The organism is Ochrobactrum teleogrylli (assembly GCF_037482325.1).
GTDB lineage: Bacteria > Pseudomonadota > Alphaproteobacteria > Rhizobiales > Rhizobiaceae > Brucella > Brucella teleogrylli.
In genome coordinates this window covers 1,703,181-1,718,232 of record NZ_JBBHKQ010000001.1, presented here as the reverse complement: position 1 = coordinate 1,718,232, position 15,052 = coordinate 1,703,181, and the positions used below count along the sequence as shown (strand labels likewise).

The window sequence follows — 15,052 nt, the reverse complement described above, 5'->3', positions numbered from 1 at the left end:
AAAAATAATCGGCCTTCGCGCGCTAAAGTTTTTAGTTCAGCGGGATTGCGTTACCATCCTTGTGGGCCTGATAAGCGCCGGACATCGCATCATATTTCGCGCGAATGGCATCAAGACGCTTTTCTAGCCGCGAACGATCCGGCTCCGGCAAACTTGCAACGAGCTTGGGCAGGGAATGGCTATGCCAGAAGGCATTGTCACGATTATAGCCGCCCGGTTCCAGCGTGAAGACTTCTTTCAGAATTTTCAGATCGTGCGGAATTGAAAACGCATCGCGCGAGTCTTCATGGCTGAACAGATAGTAGAAATTGTCGAAGCCGCTCCAGGTGATGGCCGAAAGGCACATTGAGCATGGCTCATGGGTGGAAAAGAACACCATATCCTTGGTGTTCGACCTGCCCTTTTCCGGCATTTCATAAAAGCGCTTCAGCGTGTGCACTTCACCATGCCAAAGCGGGTTTTCCGTCTCATTGTTGGTCTCCGCCAAAACGAGCGAGAGATCGGATTTCTGCAAAAGTGCTGCGCCGAAAATCTTGTTGCCAGCGGCAACGCCTTTTTCCGTCAGCGGGATGATATCCTTCTCGAGAACTTCAATCAGTCGTTCCAGAAGTTTCAAATCGTTCGACTGCAAGGCTCTCTCCTCATCTCTGGTCAGGAAATGCGCCGGGCGCGGACGCCCGGCGCTGCAAGACTATTCTGCGAAGAATGCGAAGCGGATCACGAACAGTGCAGCCACCAGCCAGGTTGCGAGGTGAACCTCACGTGCCTTGCCTGTGAAGGCCTTGAGCACGACATAGCTGATGAAGCCGAAGGCAAGACCGTTGGCGATCGAATAGGTGAGCGGAATGGCCAGAGCCGTCAACGCGGCAGGCGTTGCTTCCGTAATGTCGCTCCATTCAATCTCGGTCAGTTCGCGCATCATGAGGCAAGCCACATAGATCAGCGCAGGTGCGGTTGCATAAGCAGGCACCGAACCGGCGAGCGGCGAAATGAACAGCGCTGCAAGGAACAGCAGCGCCACGACGAGCGCTGTGAGGCCCGTGCGACCGCCTGCCTGCACGCCGGAAGCGCTTTCGACATAAGCCGTCGTGGACGAGGTGCCGAGCAGCGAGCCGCCGAGAATGGCCGTGCTATCGGCAAAAAGTGCACGGCCAAGACGGTTCGGCTTGCCCGGCTCGATCAAGCCGCCACGCTTGGCAACGCCGATCAGCGTGCCCGTGGCGTCGAAAACTTCGACCAGAACAAAGACGAGGATCACGTGCAGAATGCCGGTGTGGAGCGCGCCCATGACATCAAGCTGCAGGAACGTCGGCGCAAGGCTTGGCGGCGCGGAGAACACGCCATTGAACTGGCTGATGCCGAGCGCAATCGATGCAATCGTAATCACCAGAATGCCGATCAGGATCGAACCACGAACCTTGAGCGCATCCAGAACCGCGATGATGAAGAAACCGGCAATAGCGAGTAGGGTGCCAGCTTTGGTCAGATCGCCAAGCCCGACGAGCGTTGCTTCATTGCCAACCACGACGCCTGCGGTTTTGAGGCCGATCAACGCCAGGAACATGCCAATACCGGCGGCGATGGCGCTGCGCAGCGAATGCGGGATGCCTTCAACCAGCCAGCGGCGGATACCCGTTACTGTCAGAAGGAGGAAGATGATGCCGGAAATGAAAACCGCACCAAGCGCCTGCTGCCAGCTGAAGCCCATGGCTCCAACGACCGTGAACGCGAAGAACGCGTTGAGGCCCATGCCGGGCGCCATGCCGATCGGCCAGTTGGCAACGAGAGCCATGATGATCGAGCCGAGCGCTGCCGCAAGACAGGTCGCCACGAAAACCGCGCTCTTATCCATGCCCGTGGTGGACAGGATATCCGGGTTGACGAAGATGATGTAGGACATGGTCAGGAAGGTTGTTACGCCGGCGATGATTTCCGTCCGCGCGTTAGTGCCATGTTCCCGTAATTTGAACAGCTTTTCGAGCATCGTTCCTCCGAGGCAAGTAGGCCCGTTTCTCGGGTGCCCACGCCAATTCCGCCACGGACAGATTTGCTGCGCCGCCACGGAATGCAGAATGGAGCAACCCTTTGGGATTGCCAAAATGTTAGACGCCGCCGCATTTTGCACGGACGGACTGGTTCCCCATACACCTCATTGCAGGCAATGCACAGTTCTCTACACGATCTGCACACAATTCTGCCTTGAGAATGCCTATTTATTGACTTGATGAAGTGTGGACTGACTTGTCCCCGAACACCAGTTCCCCATTTGCGGGGAAATATTTGAAAGTGCTTCAAAAAAAAGCACCCGTCTTGGCGACGAATGCGATCTTCAACATGCTGATTAGAAAGCGCTTTTCAGCAAAAGCGCGGTCGCATACATGCCAAGCGCAAAAAATGTATGCGCGACGAGGTTCATAATACGGACATGACGCGCATTCGGCAAACGGGATGCCGCCCAGCCGATTCCCAGCCCCGGCTGCAGCAAAAACCAACCGGCGGCGACCGTTAATATGCCGAAGATCCAGACGGGCAGAAAGACAGGGTCCTCGAACCACGCCGCCCCGCCATAGAAAGCGAAGATCACGCCGTAAAGAACGCCGACACCATAATGGCCAATCCAGCCAAGCGCGACCTCGTGCTTGTAGGGCGCAGCCTTGCCTATATCGTCATGGAAGATCTGGCCTTTGCGAAGGTGCCAAAACCAGCGACCAACCCGCCCCCAGTTTGGAGCAGACTGTCCCGGCATAGCTGCCAGCACGATTGCCCAAATATCCATCACCACTGTTGCGCCGATCCCAATCAGGATACCGCGCCATAGGAGGTCCATCATCTTGCAAGCCCCATCGCCTTGTGAGCTTTTATGTCATCGGGCGATCAGTTAGCAATCTGATCGCCCGATGCGCAAGGATGCCAGTCTCAGTATAGATGTTTTCACACAATATTACTGCCAAGCCGCTGTAACAATCGTTTGAATAGTCATTGCTCTGAAAAGAGAGCGACGATGAAGAAGCACTCAAAGCCTGAACATCTCAACCTTGAAATGCTCTTCATCATCAGCCCCCGCGAGATTGAGTATATGAGAGACCATGCGAGAAACAATTCAAAGTTGTCTCAAAACGGGATCAGAAATGTCCCAAATGCGATTGGATTTCGAAAAAACCGGCGAAAAGAGAGTGGATCCCACGGCAAAACAACAGCCATGCGACATTAATATCGCCCGTCTGCAAGCTCGAATTTTTAAAGAATCGGAGGAATAGAATTGCCAGCTGGAATGCGCTGATCAAAAAAGAAATTGCTAAAATACTCTAAGGCAAGGCAGAAAAAGCAAAAGCGCCGGGACTGGAGACCGACGCTTTGTCACTTTATTTCAATTGTACTTGCGGGGCGATCCTTCGAAAGACGCTCCATAAGCACTTATCGACCGAATACGGCGCTCTGAATCTGCGAACGCGAAACGCCGATGTCGGCAAGAAGATGGTCGTCCATTGCACCGAGTTCACGAACTGCACGGCGACGGGATACATACTGCTGGAATTTCTGACGAATGTTCATTTGCTCTCTCCTCGTTTGGATGAGCATGAAATAGGCGTTTGTCTAAATTTCCACCACGGATATGATTGCAAATGAGGCATGCGTTTTCGCGAGAGCTCCAAGCCTTGAAAAAGGCGAAATCGCACCTCTCGATTTATACTGGCTCAGCAGCAGTTTTACTAAAATGTCTTTTGCCAATGTGTCTCCAATCGATTAGAGGATCGACAAGAGCCTCCTCCCTTCTTTTCGGCCTCCGCGGTTTCGGACCCGTCTTTACGGACATAGTCATGCTTTACGGAATTTTCCTCGCGTTTGCTTCCTATGCTGCATTCGCTATCAGTGATGCCTGCGTCAAATTCATTGACGGCTCGCTGTCTCCCTACGAAACCGCCTTTTTCGGCGCAGTGCTCGGTTTGCTTGCCGTCCCTTTCACCAAGAAAGCCACCGACGGCTGGCTCGATATGTTTCGAACCACCAATGTGAAGATGTGGCTTCTGCGCATGGTCACGACCACGATGGGGACTGTTGGCAGCGTCACCGCATTTACACATCTTTCGATGGCGGAAGCTTTCGCGCTGATTTTCCTGTTGCCTGCATTCGTCACCATATTGTCCGTCGTGTTCCTCAAGGAACAGGTCGGGTGGCGACGCTGGCTGGCTGTCGCCATCGGCTTTGCGGGTGTTCTGGTGGTTCTGCGGCCCGGCTTCCGCGAATTGTCCATTGGCCATCTCGGTGCGCTCGCCGGCGGCATGGGTGGCGCAGTCGGCATCATCATTTTCCGCGTGATGGGCAAACAGGAAAAGCGCATCTCGCTTTATACAAGCGGGCTCATCGGCCCCATCGTCATCTGCGGCGCGCTGATGCTGCCGACCTATCAGGCACCCGATACGATGCAATGGGTCTATCTGGCTGGATATGGCCTGCTGGCAGCACTCGCCAATATTCTGCTCATGCTGGCGGCACATCACGCGCCTGCCAGTGCGATTGCATCGCCGCAATATAGCCAGATGATCTGGGCGATCCTGTTCGGCTATTTCGTCTTCCACGATCATATCGATATGGCGATGCTGATCGGCATTGTGCTGATCGTCATTTCCGGCATGTTCACATTCATCCGCGAACGCCAGCGCGGCGTGGAGGGACCGCCCGCCGTCGCTACATCCGACCCGACGCCTGCGCTCGTGGAAGAAAACCCCACGCAATAACGTCTCATTTCGCGATGACGATATTGAGCGGGAAAAGCCACCGCCTGATGGCGATGGCCACCACATGCACGTGCTGCATGGCAGGCATGCACGGAACTCTCTTCAAAACGCCCGGCTTCATCGCCATTTAAAAGTCACGGACGAAGAAACTGTCCGTACTGGAGATGAAAAATGTTTGCCCGTTTTAACAATCGTTTCGGTCGTGCATTCGCGCAATTTGGTAGCGCTGTCCGCGCTTCGGCTGCTGTGCGGGTTGGTCATCAGCCTGCCGCGAAAGACCTTGAGACGCTCGGCATCAATGCAAAGCAGTTCCGCGAAATTCACGGATAATTTTCGTGTAAAGAGTATCAAGTATCCGCGTTTTGAACAGCCCCGGCCGAACACCGGGGCTGTTTTGTTTTGATCAATCTTCGTCGGTGGCCATCTGCTTCAAAAGATCGCCCTTGCCGCGCTGGCGCATGATCATCGGCACGACGACAGCGGCAATTGCGAGCGCAATCAGCGCGACCGACACCCAGGAATGGACGAGCGCCATCGGGTTGCCCTGACTGATCTGCAACGCCTGACGCAAACTCTTTTCCGCCATTGGCCCAAGGATCAGACCAACGACCACTGGCGCAATCGGATAGGAAAAGCGCCGCAGCACATAGCCGAGCAGACCGAATGCCAGAAGCAGGCCCAGTTCGAAGGAAACCGGCAGTCCAAACAGCATCGACGTTGAGGCATTGGCGCCAATCGTGCCGAGTGTCGCAAACACCAGAATGCCTGCATAAAGCCAATGGCGCGGAATGGTGAGCATCTTCACCCACAGGCCGATCAGCGGCAGGTTCAAAACCAGCAGCATCAGATTGGCGACGAGCAAGCTCGCAACCAGTCCCCAGACCAGCGAAGCATTCGTCACGAAAAGAAGCGGTCCCGGCTGCAAGCCGAACTGCTGGAAACCGGCCAGCATGATCGCGGCTGTTGCAGTAGTCGGCAGACCAAGCGTCAGAAGCGGCACAAGCGTTCCGGCAGCCGAAGCGTTGTTGGCAGCTTCTGGCCCGGCAACACCTTCGATTGCGCCCTTGCCGAATTCTTCCGGATGTTTGGAGAACTGGCGTTCCGCCGAATAGGACAGGAAGCTTGATACGTCGGCGCCGCCTGCAGGCATGGCCCCAATCGGGAAGCCGATGGCCGTGCCGCGCAGCCATGGCATCCACGAGCGCTTCCAGTCGTTTTTGGTCATCCAGACCGAGCCTTTGACGGCAATGACTTCATCGTCGGGGCCGAGCTTCTTCGACACCACCGCCAGCGTTTCACCGATAGCAAACAGCGCCACGGCAAGCGTCGTGACATTGATGCCGTCGAGCAGATTCGGCGTGCCCATCACAAGGCGCGCCTGTCCGGTCAGCTGATCGATACCGATCAGGCCAAGCGCAAGTCCGATGAATAGCGATGTGAGGCCGCGAAGGGTGGAATCGCCGAAAGCCGCCGAGACTGTCATGAAGGCGAGCAACATCAGCGCGAAATATTCTGACGGCCCGAAGGATAGCGCGAATTTCACCACGAACGGCGCGACGAAGGCGAGCGCAAGCGTGGCGATAAGACCCGCAATGAATGAGCCGATGGCAGCCGTGGCCAGTGCTGGCCCGCCGCGCCCGGCCCTTGCCATTTTGTTGCCTTCCAGCGCAGTCACGATGGAGGCGCTTTCACCCGGCGTATTGAGAAGGATTGACGTGGTCGAGCCGCCATACATGCCGCCATAATAAATACCGGCAAACATGATGAGCGAGCCGGACGGGTCCAGCTTGTAGGTAACCGGCAGCAGAAGCGCGACCGTCAGCGCCGGGCCGATGCCCGGCAAAACGCCGACTGCCGTGCCGAGCGTCACGCCGATCAGAGCATAGAGGAGGTTCGATGGCTCCAACGCCACCAGCAGTCCGTTGGCGAGAAGTGCTACAGTATCCATAATGTGCCCTCGCCGTTAGACGAAACGTTCAAGCCAGCCGGATGGCAGCGACAGCTGAAGACCACGCGCGAAGATGAACCAGATCACGAAGGCAAAGATGATGCCTGCCGGAACGCTGATCCAGAACTTGCGATAGCCAAAGCCGCGTGCGGTTGCCGCGAACAGCAATCCGGTGGCAAGCGAAAACCCGGCTGTCTTCATCGTCAGCATCTGGATAGCCAGACCGCCGATGATCCACGCCATGGGGGCAATTTCCTGATGCTCTCTTTCGGGAAAATCACCGCGTAGCGCTTCGATAACTGTCCATATGGCAAGGCCGAACAATCCGGCTGCAACGACATAGGGAACGGTTTTCGGGCCGACCGGCGAGTAACTCGTCACCTCGTTGCCATAGGCCGTGGACCAGGCAATGGCGATCGAAACGGCAGCCAGAATGAAAGCGATGACAAGAGCGGCGATATCCGGCGCCGCCCTGTCAGGGCGACGCTCATCGTGCTGTTGAGACCCTGTCATTTGACGAGGCCGATTTCCTTGAGGATTGTCTCAGTCGCCGCGACATCCTTGGCGAGCTGTTCCTTGAATGCCGGACCGGCGAGATAGGTATCGGCCCAACCCTTATCCTTCAGCGCCTTCTGCCAGGATTCCGATTTCACGAGCTTTTCGACATCGGCGTTGATCGCGGCTTCCTGTTCAGCCGTGATGCCCGGAGCGGCAGCAACCATGCGCCAGTTCTGGATGGAGACGTCCACGCCGCCTTCCTTGAAGGTGGGCGCATCGATGCCTTCCACACGCTCATCGCTGGAAATGCCGATGATACGCAGCGTACCGGCCTTGATCTGCGAGTCGAATTCGCCGTAACCGGAAATGCCGACCGTCACCTGATTGCCGAGAATAGCGGCCAATGCTTCACCGCCACCTGAAAACGCGATGTAGTTCACCTTGGTCGGATCGACGCCAGCCGCCTTTGCAAAAAGGCCAGCCGTGATGTGATCGGTGCCGCCTGCCGAACCGCCACCCCAGGATACGGAACCAGGATCGGCCTTCAGCTTGGCGACAAGATCGCCGAGATTTTGGATATCGGATGCGGCGGGAACAACAATGGCTTCATATTCGCCTGTCAGGCGCGCAATCGGCGTGACCTGATCCAGCGTTACCGGCGATTTGTTGGTCAGGATTGCGCCGACCATCACATAACCGCCAACAATCAGCTGGCTGGCGTCGCCCTTGTTCTGATTGACGAACTGCGCCAGACCGATAGTGCCACCGGCACCCGGTACGTTGATAACCTGTACGCTGCTGGAGATCTTTTCGTCCTGAAGCACACTCTGCATCGTGCGTGCCGTCTGGTCCCAGCCGCCGCCCGGGGCAGCCGGCGCGAGCAGCTTGTAATCTTCCGCCGACGCCGAACCGGCTCCCATCATTGCCAAAGCAGCGACCGACGTTACGGCCAGAATAAACCTACGCATATGTCCTCCCAAATCAGACGCAAAGCCGCCTTGCGGCGGACCTCCCCATAGCCCGCTTCCTCTAGCGGGCACAAACTACATGGAGACTACAAAAAATAATTTCAATAGACCATAGCCCCGCAATATTTGCTTTGTGCAGAACATGCCGAGACTCGCTCCTCGTCAAGCGTAGCGATACATTGACTTCGGAACACCCGATTCTTCTTGTAATCTTTGCTCTCCCCCACATTTTTGCCAGCCAAATGCTGGCAATGGCAAGGAAATAGCCAATGGCCGCTGCTGAAACCGCAACCCACGCCGCCGAAGCCGCCCATCATGGCGGTTTCGATCTTATCCCCATCGTCGTGCTTTTGGGCGCAGCCGTCATTGCAGTGCCTTTGTTCAAACGACTCGGTCTCGGCTCGGTGCTCGGCTATCTCGCAGCCGGGCTGATCATCGGGCCGTTCGGTCTTGGACTATTTTCCGATCCGCAGGCGATCCTGCATGTTGCCGAACTCGGCGTGGTGATGTTCCTGTTCATCATCGGTCTGGAGATGCAGCCCTCGCGCCTGTGGTCTATGCGTGGTGAAATCTTCGGTCTCGGTCTGGCACAGGTGGCACTCTGTATCGGTCTTCTCACTATCGTCGGCCTTACGCTTGGCTATCCGGTCGCGCAAAGCTTCGTCGCAGGCACCGGTTTCGTGCTGACGTCGACTGCCATCGTGATGCAAATGCTGGAAGAACGGCGGGCCATGGGTCTGCCGAAAGGTCGCCGCATCGTTGCAATTCTGCTGCTCGAAGACCTCGCCATCGTGCCGCTTCTGGCGCTCGTGGCCTTTCTGGCACCGGGCGGCGAAGAAACAACGCTCGCCGACCGTCTGACCGGCATTGCCATCGGGCTTGCCTCCATCGTCGGCTTGATCCTGGCAGGGCGCTATCTGCTCGACCCGTTATTCCGCATTCTCGGCAAAGCCAAAGCGCGCGAGGTGATGACGGCGGCAGCACTTTTCGTCGTGCTGGGTGCAGCGCTTGCCATGCAACTCGGCGGGCTATCGATGGCGATGGGCGCATTTCTTGCTGGCGTGCTGCTGTCGGAATCCACCTTCCGCCACCAGCTTGAAGCCGATGTCGAACCATTTCGCGGTGTACTGCTCGGCCTGTTCTTTCTCGGCGTCGGCATGTCGCTCGACCTTGCGGTGATTGCGGCCAGCTGGCAGCTGATCATCGTTGCGGTCGTCGCCTATATGCTCTTGAAAATGTTCGGTATCTATGCGGTTGCCCGCTTGTTTCGCGCCAGCAACCGCGAAGCCGTCGAACGCGCCGTTCTGATGGCGCAGGGCGGTGAGTTCGCCTTCGTCCTTTATGCCGCTGCCACGGCGGTCAACATCATCGACGCCGAGGCCAATGCGATCCTGACAGCGACGATTATCGTCTCCATGGCGCTCACACCGATCATGATCATCCTGCATGACCGGCTGATGCCAAAACCCGCGCCTTCCATGGAAGATGTCGAGACGGCAGACAATCTGTCCGCCAGCGTCCTCCTGATCGGCTTTGGCCGTTTCGGGTAGATCGTCAGCCAGCCGCTTCTTGGTAACAGCTGCTCGATTTCCATTATCGAAACCAACACCGATGCCATCCGCAACGCGAAGGACTTCGGCTTCAAGGTCTATTTCGGCGACGGCTCGCGCCTCGACATACTGCATGCTGCGGGCGCACATCATGCGCGACTGATCGTCATCAGCGTTGACGACCGCGAAGCCAGCCTGAAAATCGCGGAACTGGTGAAGGCGGAATTTCCGCTTGTTCCGGTATTGGCACGATCCCTCGACCGCGAACATGCCATCGAACTGATCAATGCGGGTGTCGAATATCAAATCCGCGAGACCTTTGAATCGGCGCTGGCTCTTGGCGAAAAAGCGCTGGAAATGCTGGACGTCGATGAAGAGGAGCGCGAGCGTGTCATGGAAGATGTTCGCCGTCGCGACAGTGATCGCCTCACAATCGAATTAACCGAAGGCATTTATGCCGGGCGCGATCTCATCCACGGCAACGCGCCAATCAAGGACAAGAAGGGCGGAACGGATAGCGCAAGATAGGACAAGGCGTTTATCGGCACAGCTGAGCCTGTGGTAAAATTGACTTGATCTGGCCTACCAAACGGCGCGGCTCTTCCTAGTTTATAGGTGGTACAATGTTATCATTCGTCCAACCAAGGAGAAGCCGCATGACGAAATCCCTGTCCTGGCATGCACCGAAGTTCATCGAAGTTAGCTGCGGCATGGAAATCAATCGCTATGCACCGGCAGACGGTGACGAACCGATCCTGTTCTGAACTGTCTCCCCATACGCGGGAACAGTTTCATGACGGAGATCCGCGCAATCGTGATTGGGGCCGCCGCTGGGGGCGGTCTCCCTCAGTGGAATTGTGGTTGTGAAAACTGCCGTCTGGCGCGATTGGGCCTGCCGGATGGGATTATGCCGCAAACCCAGTCCTCGCTGGCCGTCACATCGGATGGCGACAGCTGGGCGCTGCTCAACGCATCGCCCGACCTGCGACAGCAACTGATCAACACACCCGCCTTGCATCCGCGAGCGTTGCGTGACAGTCCGATCAAGACCGTGCTCCTGACCAATGGCGATATAGATCACATCGCCGGTCTTTTGACGCTGCGGGAAAAGCAGCCGTTCCGGCTGGTGATGACTGCTGCCATTCGCGATATTCTCGCTGCAAATCCGATTTTCAATGCGCTCGATCCGGCTTTCGTAACGCAGGAAATCGTGGCGCTGAATGAGCCTTTCATGCTGGTTCCCGGCATCGAGGCCCGATTGTTTTCCGTGCCCGGAAAAGTGCCGCTCTTCATGGAAGGCGAAAACCCGGACACGGCGCTTGAGGGCGAGCAGACGGTGGGCGTCGAACTCATCACGGTCAGGCACCGAGTCTACTACATTCCGGGTTGTGCGCTGCTGCGCGACGATCTCAAGGCTCGGATCAGCGGCGCCGATATTCTTTATTTCGACGGCACGCTTTTCACCGATGACGAGATGATCAAATCCGGCACCGGCATCAAGTCTGGCCAACGCATGGGGCATATGTCCATCTCGGGCGACGAGGGCAGCCTGAAAGCGCTCGCCAAGGTGGTAGTTCGACGCAAGATATATGTCCATATCAACAATACGAACCCGGTCTGGCGTGATGGCCCCGAGCGGAAGCTGGTCGAGGATAACGGGTTCGAAATCGCCTTTGACGGCAAGGAGATCAGCTTATGAAAGACGCTGCCGACAAGGACACATTCCACGCCCGACTTCTGGCCATCGGTCACGAGCGTTATCACGACAAGCATCCGTTCCATATCCGGCTGCATGGCGGCGAATGCACCATTACGGAAGTGCGCGCCTGGGTGATCAATCGCTATTGCTATCAAAGCAGCATTCCCATGAAGGATGCGGCGTTCCTTTCACGCTGCGAGGATGTCGATATGCGCCGCGCCTGGCGCTCGCGGATCGAAGACCACGACGGCGGCATCCATGAAGGTGGCGGCATCCGGCGCTGGCTCAAACTGGCCGAAGCCGTTGGCCTTGATCCCGACTATGTGGCGTCTGGCAAGGGCATTCTGGCGGCAACCCGCTTTGCAGTGGGTGCTTATGTCCACTATGTCCGTGACAAGCCGCTTCTGGATGCAGTCGCGTCGTCGCTTACCGAACTGTTTGCGCCGAAAATCCACAAGGATCGTATTGCGGGCCTTTTGAAGCATTATGCCTTCGCCGATGAAGACGCGCTGTCCTATTTCCGCCAGCGGCTCAACGAAGCGCCGGTCGATGTCGAATATGGTCTTGCCTATGTGCTGGAACATGCCGACACTCTGGAAAAGCAGGATGCTGTGGCCGCTGCCCTGACCTTCAAAACGGATGTGCTGTGGGCGCAGCTTGATGCGCTTTATGCGGCCTATGTGGCCCCCGGCATGATCCCGCCTGGCGCGTGGGATGGCAGGCAAGGCGTGAATGCCGCATGGGACAAGGCTCTGGCAGAAAAGAGGGTTTCCGCATGAGCGAGACAGGCAGCGTCGCCATCAAACCGGCCGATATCGTCACGCTTGCGCGTGGTGTGAGACTGCGCGTCGATGAGGTGCGCGGACAAACCGTGCTTCTGGCGCCCGAGCGCGCCATGGCGCTCGACGATATTGCGATCCTGATCGTCAATGCGCTTGATGGTGTGCGCAGCATCGATGCGATCTGCGATGCTTTCGCATTGGAATTCAATGCGCCACGCGAACAGGTCGGCGGCGATGTGCTGGCCTTCGTTCAGGAACTGGCCCACCGCCGCATGATCGAGGTTCAGACATGAATCTGGCAATTCAGGAAGCAAAGCTGAAACGGCTGGCACCGCCGCCGATGGCTTTGCTTGCCGAATTGACGCATCGCTGCCCCCTTGCCTGCCCCTATTGTTCCAACCCGCTGGAACTGATTGGCGTAAAGCAGGAGCTTTCGACTGAAGAGTGGATAGAGGTCTTTCGTCAGGCCGCCAAAATGGGTGTCCTGCACCTCCATCTTTCCGGTGGAGAACCGGCGGCGCGGCGCGATCTTCTTGAGTTGACTGGGGCCGCAGTCAAGCTTGGGCTTTATGCGAACCTGATCACCTCGGGCATCGGTCTCACGCAAGCGCGTGTGGACGCACTCGGGCAAGCTGGTCTCGACCATGTGCAACTTTCCATACAAGGCACCGACGCCGCATCGGCGGACCGTATAGGCGGATATAAAAACGGGTTCGAACGCAAGATGGCCGTGGCGAACTGGGTCACGACGGCGGGCATTCCGCTGACCGTCAATGCCGTCTGCCACAAGCAGAATATGGACCAGCTCGACGCGATGCTGGAACTTGCCCTGACGCTTGGCGCGCGCCGCATCGAAATTGCAACCGTGCAGTTTCACGGCTGGGCGGAGAAAAACAAGGCGGCGCTTTTGCCGACGCGCGAGCAGGTCGTCAAAGCCAACCAGACCGTCGCTGAAGCGCGCAAGCGTCTCGAAGGCCGACTTGTGATCGATTATGTTCCGGCTGATTATTATTCGTCCTATCCGAAAGCCTGCATGGGCGGTTGGGGCCGGGTTGGCCTCAATGTTACGCCCGACGGGCGCGTGCTGCCGTGCCATGCCGCAGAAACAATCCCGTCGCTTCGCTTCGACAATGTTCGCGATAAGGGACTGGCCGATATCTGGTTTGATGGCGAGGCCTTTAATGCCTATCGCGGCGATGACTGGATGCCCGACCTCTGCCGCAGTTGCGAGCGCAAGGAGATAGACTTCGGCGGCTGCCGCTGTCAGGCGATGGCGCTGGCTGGTGATGCAAGCGCGACCGATCCGGTCTGTGTACGCTCACCGCTGCGCGATACGGTGACGGCCATGGCGCAGGAAAACGCCGCTGCTCCCATCCCGGATAGCTTTATCTATCGCAAGTTCTGACTGCGGAGCGACACACCCACGCTCGTCAGAGCCGATTGATCTCAGCTGATTTTGCGCTAACAATCCGTCATCCTTTCCTTTAATGAAATGCTCCCCTTATGGCCGACACCACCACACCCGTTTTCGTCTCCGTTCGCCCTTTTCAACCAACTGATCTGGAAGGCGTATTTTCCGTTATCCTGCCGATCCAGCGGGACGAATATGGCATCGCCATAACCGCCGAAGACCAGCCCGACCTCAATTCCATCGACAGCTTTTATCGGTTAGGCAGCGGGGAGTTCTGGGTTGCGGAACATGATGGCGATGTCGTCGGAACAATCGCGCTCAAGGATATCGGCAACAATGAAGCCGCTCTGCGGAAAATGTTCGTCGCCGCTGCCTATCGGGGTTCCGGGATTGGGACTGCCAGCAAGTTGTTGTCTGCCCTGCTCGCTCATGCCCGGGAAAAAGGCATTCGCCGCATTTATCTTGGAACAACGGATAAGTTTCTCGGCGCACACCGTTTTTATGAAAAGAATGGTTTTACCGTGGTGGAACGGTCTGCCCTGCCAGAGAGTTTTCCTGTCATGGCAGTGGACTCGAAGTTTTATGTAATCGCGCTGTAGGTGCGCTTTCAAAAATTAATCGCCAACAGTGCACGTAAAGTATTCCCGGCAAAAAACTGCAATAGTTCTGTGTGGCATAATGCGCGACAACACTGAGATGGAGCACGCAAAAAGACCAATTCAACTGGAATCGTTCTGCAAGCTGCTTTGACATGACGATGCCATGAGGAAGGGAATACAGCCATGGTCAACAATCCGACGACCAATCGTGCTGAAGCGCAGAGGACCGAGCCTCGCACCGCAACAAGGGTGCCCAGAACGCGCGGTCCCAGCCCAGAGAAGACGGCGCGCACCCGCAGGCAGATCATCAGGTCCGCGATGCGGGAGTTTCTGGACAAGGGCTATGCCAATGCGACCATGGCCGGTATCGCCGAACGCGCCAGCCTCGCCAAAGGCACGGCCTACCGCTATTTCGACACCAAGGAAGATCTCTTTGCTGGCATCGTCCGCGATATCGTGACCAACCCGCTCGGTGAGATTGAAAACTTCCCGATCAGGGCGGACGAGCGGGTTTCCGATTATTGCAAACGCACCATGATCCCGGTGATGCGGACCATCGAGGACAAGGGGCGGGCGACTGTGGCGCGGCTTGTGCTCGCCGAAGGACATGCCTTTCCGTATCTCACGGAAGTTTACCGCACCGAAGTCTATGAGCCTTTTCTGGATCGGATACGCTGGCTGATCGACGTGGCTGAAGAACGCGGAGAGCTGAAGGGTACGATCCTGAAGACCTATCCGCATCTGCTGACCGCGCCCGTGTGGATGGGCATCGTCCATAACGGTCTACTCGGGCAGGACAGCCTGATCGACACCGCAACCATGTTCGAGGCGCAGGTCGACCTTCTGTTCAAGTGACAGATC

16 protein-coding genes and 1 pseudogene are annotated in these 15,052 nt (G+C 57.0%); 10 read left to right on the top strand and 7 right to left on the bottom strand.

The annotated features are described in order from the left end of the window. Positions 1-31 precede the first annotated feature (31 nt). From WIX40_RS07975 to WIX40_RS07960, 4 genes are all read right to left on the bottom strand, one after another. Entirely contained in the window at positions 32-631 is a 600-nt protein-coding gene (locus tag WIX40_RS07975) for a deaminase (protein ID WP_140023849.1), read from the bottom strand. Positions 632-691: 60 nt separating this feature from the next. After that, positions 692-1,984, bottom strand: coding sequence for an NCS2 family permease (locus tag WIX40_RS07970; RefSeq protein ID WP_121538279.1), 1,293 nt, complete (start codon positions 1,982-1,984; stop codon positions 692-694). 357 nt (positions 1,985-2,341) lie between these two features. Continuing rightward, a complete protein-coding gene (locus tag WIX40_RS07965) occupies positions 2,342-2,830 on the bottom strand; it encodes a DUF2938 domain-containing protein (RefSeq protein WP_180917886.1) in 489 nt (162 codons plus the stop codon). Between the two features lie 584 nt (positions 2,831-3,414). Next, positions 3,415-3,552 carry a DUF1127 domain-containing protein gene (locus WIX40_RS07960; protein ID WP_078336882.1) on the bottom strand — a complete coding sequence of 46 codons (138 nt, stop codon included), beginning with the start codon at positions 3,550-3,552 and terminating at the stop codon, positions 3,415-3,417. Between the two features lie 266 nt (positions 3,553-3,818). Here WIX40_RS07960 and WIX40_RS07955 point away from each other — a divergent pair, with 266 nt between their 5' ends. Further along, positions 3,819-4,736, top strand: a complete 918-nt coding sequence (locus WIX40_RS07955; protein WP_140023850.1) for a DMT family transporter — start codon at positions 3,819-3,821, stop codon at positions 4,734-4,736. A gap of 171 nt (positions 4,737-4,907) precedes the next feature. Next, the gene (locus WIX40_RS07950; RefSeq protein ID WP_167836079.1) at positions 4,908-5,066 is read left to right on the top strand and encodes a hypothetical protein; all 159 of its coding nucleotides are present in this window, start codon (positions 4,908-4,910) and stop codon (positions 5,064-5,066) included. A gap of 73 nt (positions 5,067-5,139) precedes the next feature. Here the strand turns inward: WIX40_RS07950 and WIX40_RS07945 are convergent, their stop codons facing one another. Genes WIX40_RS07945 through WIX40_RS07935 form a run of 3 tightly spaced genes read right to left on the bottom strand, consistent with a single transcriptional unit; the run spans position 5,140 to position 8,150 of the window. Then, positions 5,140-6,684 (bottom strand): tripartite tricarboxylate transporter permease, encoded by a 1,545-nt coding sequence (locus tag WIX40_RS07945; RefSeq protein WP_109367271.1) that lies wholly within the window; start codon positions 6,682-6,684, stop codon positions 5,140-5,142. A gap of 15 nt (positions 6,685-6,699) precedes the next feature. After that, positions 6,700-7,197, bottom strand: a complete 498-nt coding sequence (locus tag WIX40_RS07940; RefSeq protein WP_109367270.1) for a tripartite tricarboxylate transporter TctB family protein — start codon at positions 7,195-7,197, stop codon at positions 6,700-6,702. Beyond that, positions 7,194-8,150, bottom strand: a complete 957-nt coding sequence (locus tag WIX40_RS07935; protein ID WP_109367269.1) for a Bug family tripartite tricarboxylate transporter substrate binding protein — start codon at positions 8,148-8,150, stop codon at positions 7,194-7,196. Before WIX40_RS07935 ends, WIX40_RS07940 begins: the two co-directional genes overlap by 4 nt. A gap of 269 nt (positions 8,151-8,419) precedes the next feature. Here WIX40_RS07935 and WIX40_RS07930 point away from each other — a divergent pair. The 8 genes and pseudogenes from WIX40_RS07930 to WIX40_RS07895 all read left to right on the top strand — a co-directional run bounded on the left by WIX40_RS07930 (position 8,420) and on the right by WIX40_RS07895 (position 15,046). After that, a pseudogene (locus tag WIX40_RS07930) lies at positions 8,420-10,228 on the top strand (monovalent cation:proton antiporter-2 (CPA2) family protein). 140 nt (positions 10,229-10,368) lie between these two features. Then, positions 10,369-10,464, top strand: coding sequence for a pyrroloquinoline quinone precursor peptide PqqA (pqqA, locus tag WIX40_RS07925; protein WP_078337071.1), 96 nt, complete (start codon positions 10,369-10,371; stop codon positions 10,462-10,464). 29 nt (positions 10,465-10,493) lie between these two features. Further along, a complete protein-coding gene (gene pqqB / locus WIX40_RS07920; protein ID WP_339439757.1) occupies positions 10,494-11,399 on the top strand; it encodes a pyrroloquinoline quinone biosynthesis protein PqqB in 906 nt (301 codons plus the stop codon). Continuing rightward, positions 11,396-12,178 carry a pyrroloquinoline-quinone synthase PqqC gene (gene pqqC, locus WIX40_RS07915; protein WP_339439756.1) on the top strand — a complete coding sequence of 261 codons (783 nt, stop codon included), beginning with the start codon at positions 11,396-11,398 and terminating at the stop codon, positions 12,176-12,178. The genes pqqB and pqqC overlap by 4 nt, the downstream gene beginning before the upstream one ends. Next, positions 12,175-12,474, top strand: a complete 300-nt coding sequence (pqqD, locus tag WIX40_RS07910; RefSeq protein WP_339439755.1) for a pyrroloquinoline quinone biosynthesis peptide chaperone PqqD — start codon at positions 12,175-12,177, stop codon at positions 12,472-12,474. Before pqqC ends, pqqD begins: the two co-directional genes overlap by 4 nt. Continuing rightward, positions 12,471-13,586 (top strand): pyrroloquinoline quinone biosynthesis protein PqqE, encoded by a 1,116-nt coding sequence (gene pqqE / locus WIX40_RS07905; RefSeq protein ID WP_339439753.1) that lies wholly within the window; start codon positions 12,471-12,473, stop codon positions 13,584-13,586. Before pqqD ends, pqqE begins: the two co-directional genes overlap by 4 nt. Positions 13,587-13,684: 98 nt before the next feature. After that, positions 13,685-14,191: a GNAT family N-acetyltransferase gene (locus tag WIX40_RS07900; RefSeq protein ID WP_171317406.1), complete on the top strand. Its 507-nt coding sequence runs from the start codon at positions 13,685-13,687 to the stop codon at positions 14,189-14,191. Positions 14,192-14,374: 183 nt separating this feature from the next. Further along, the gene (locus WIX40_RS07895; RefSeq protein ID WP_339439750.1) at positions 14,375-15,046 is read left to right on the top strand and encodes a TetR/AcrR family transcriptional regulator; all 672 of its coding nucleotides are present in this window, start codon (positions 14,375-14,377) and stop codon (positions 15,044-15,046) included. The last annotated feature ends 6 nt before the right edge of the window (positions 15,047-15,052 follow it).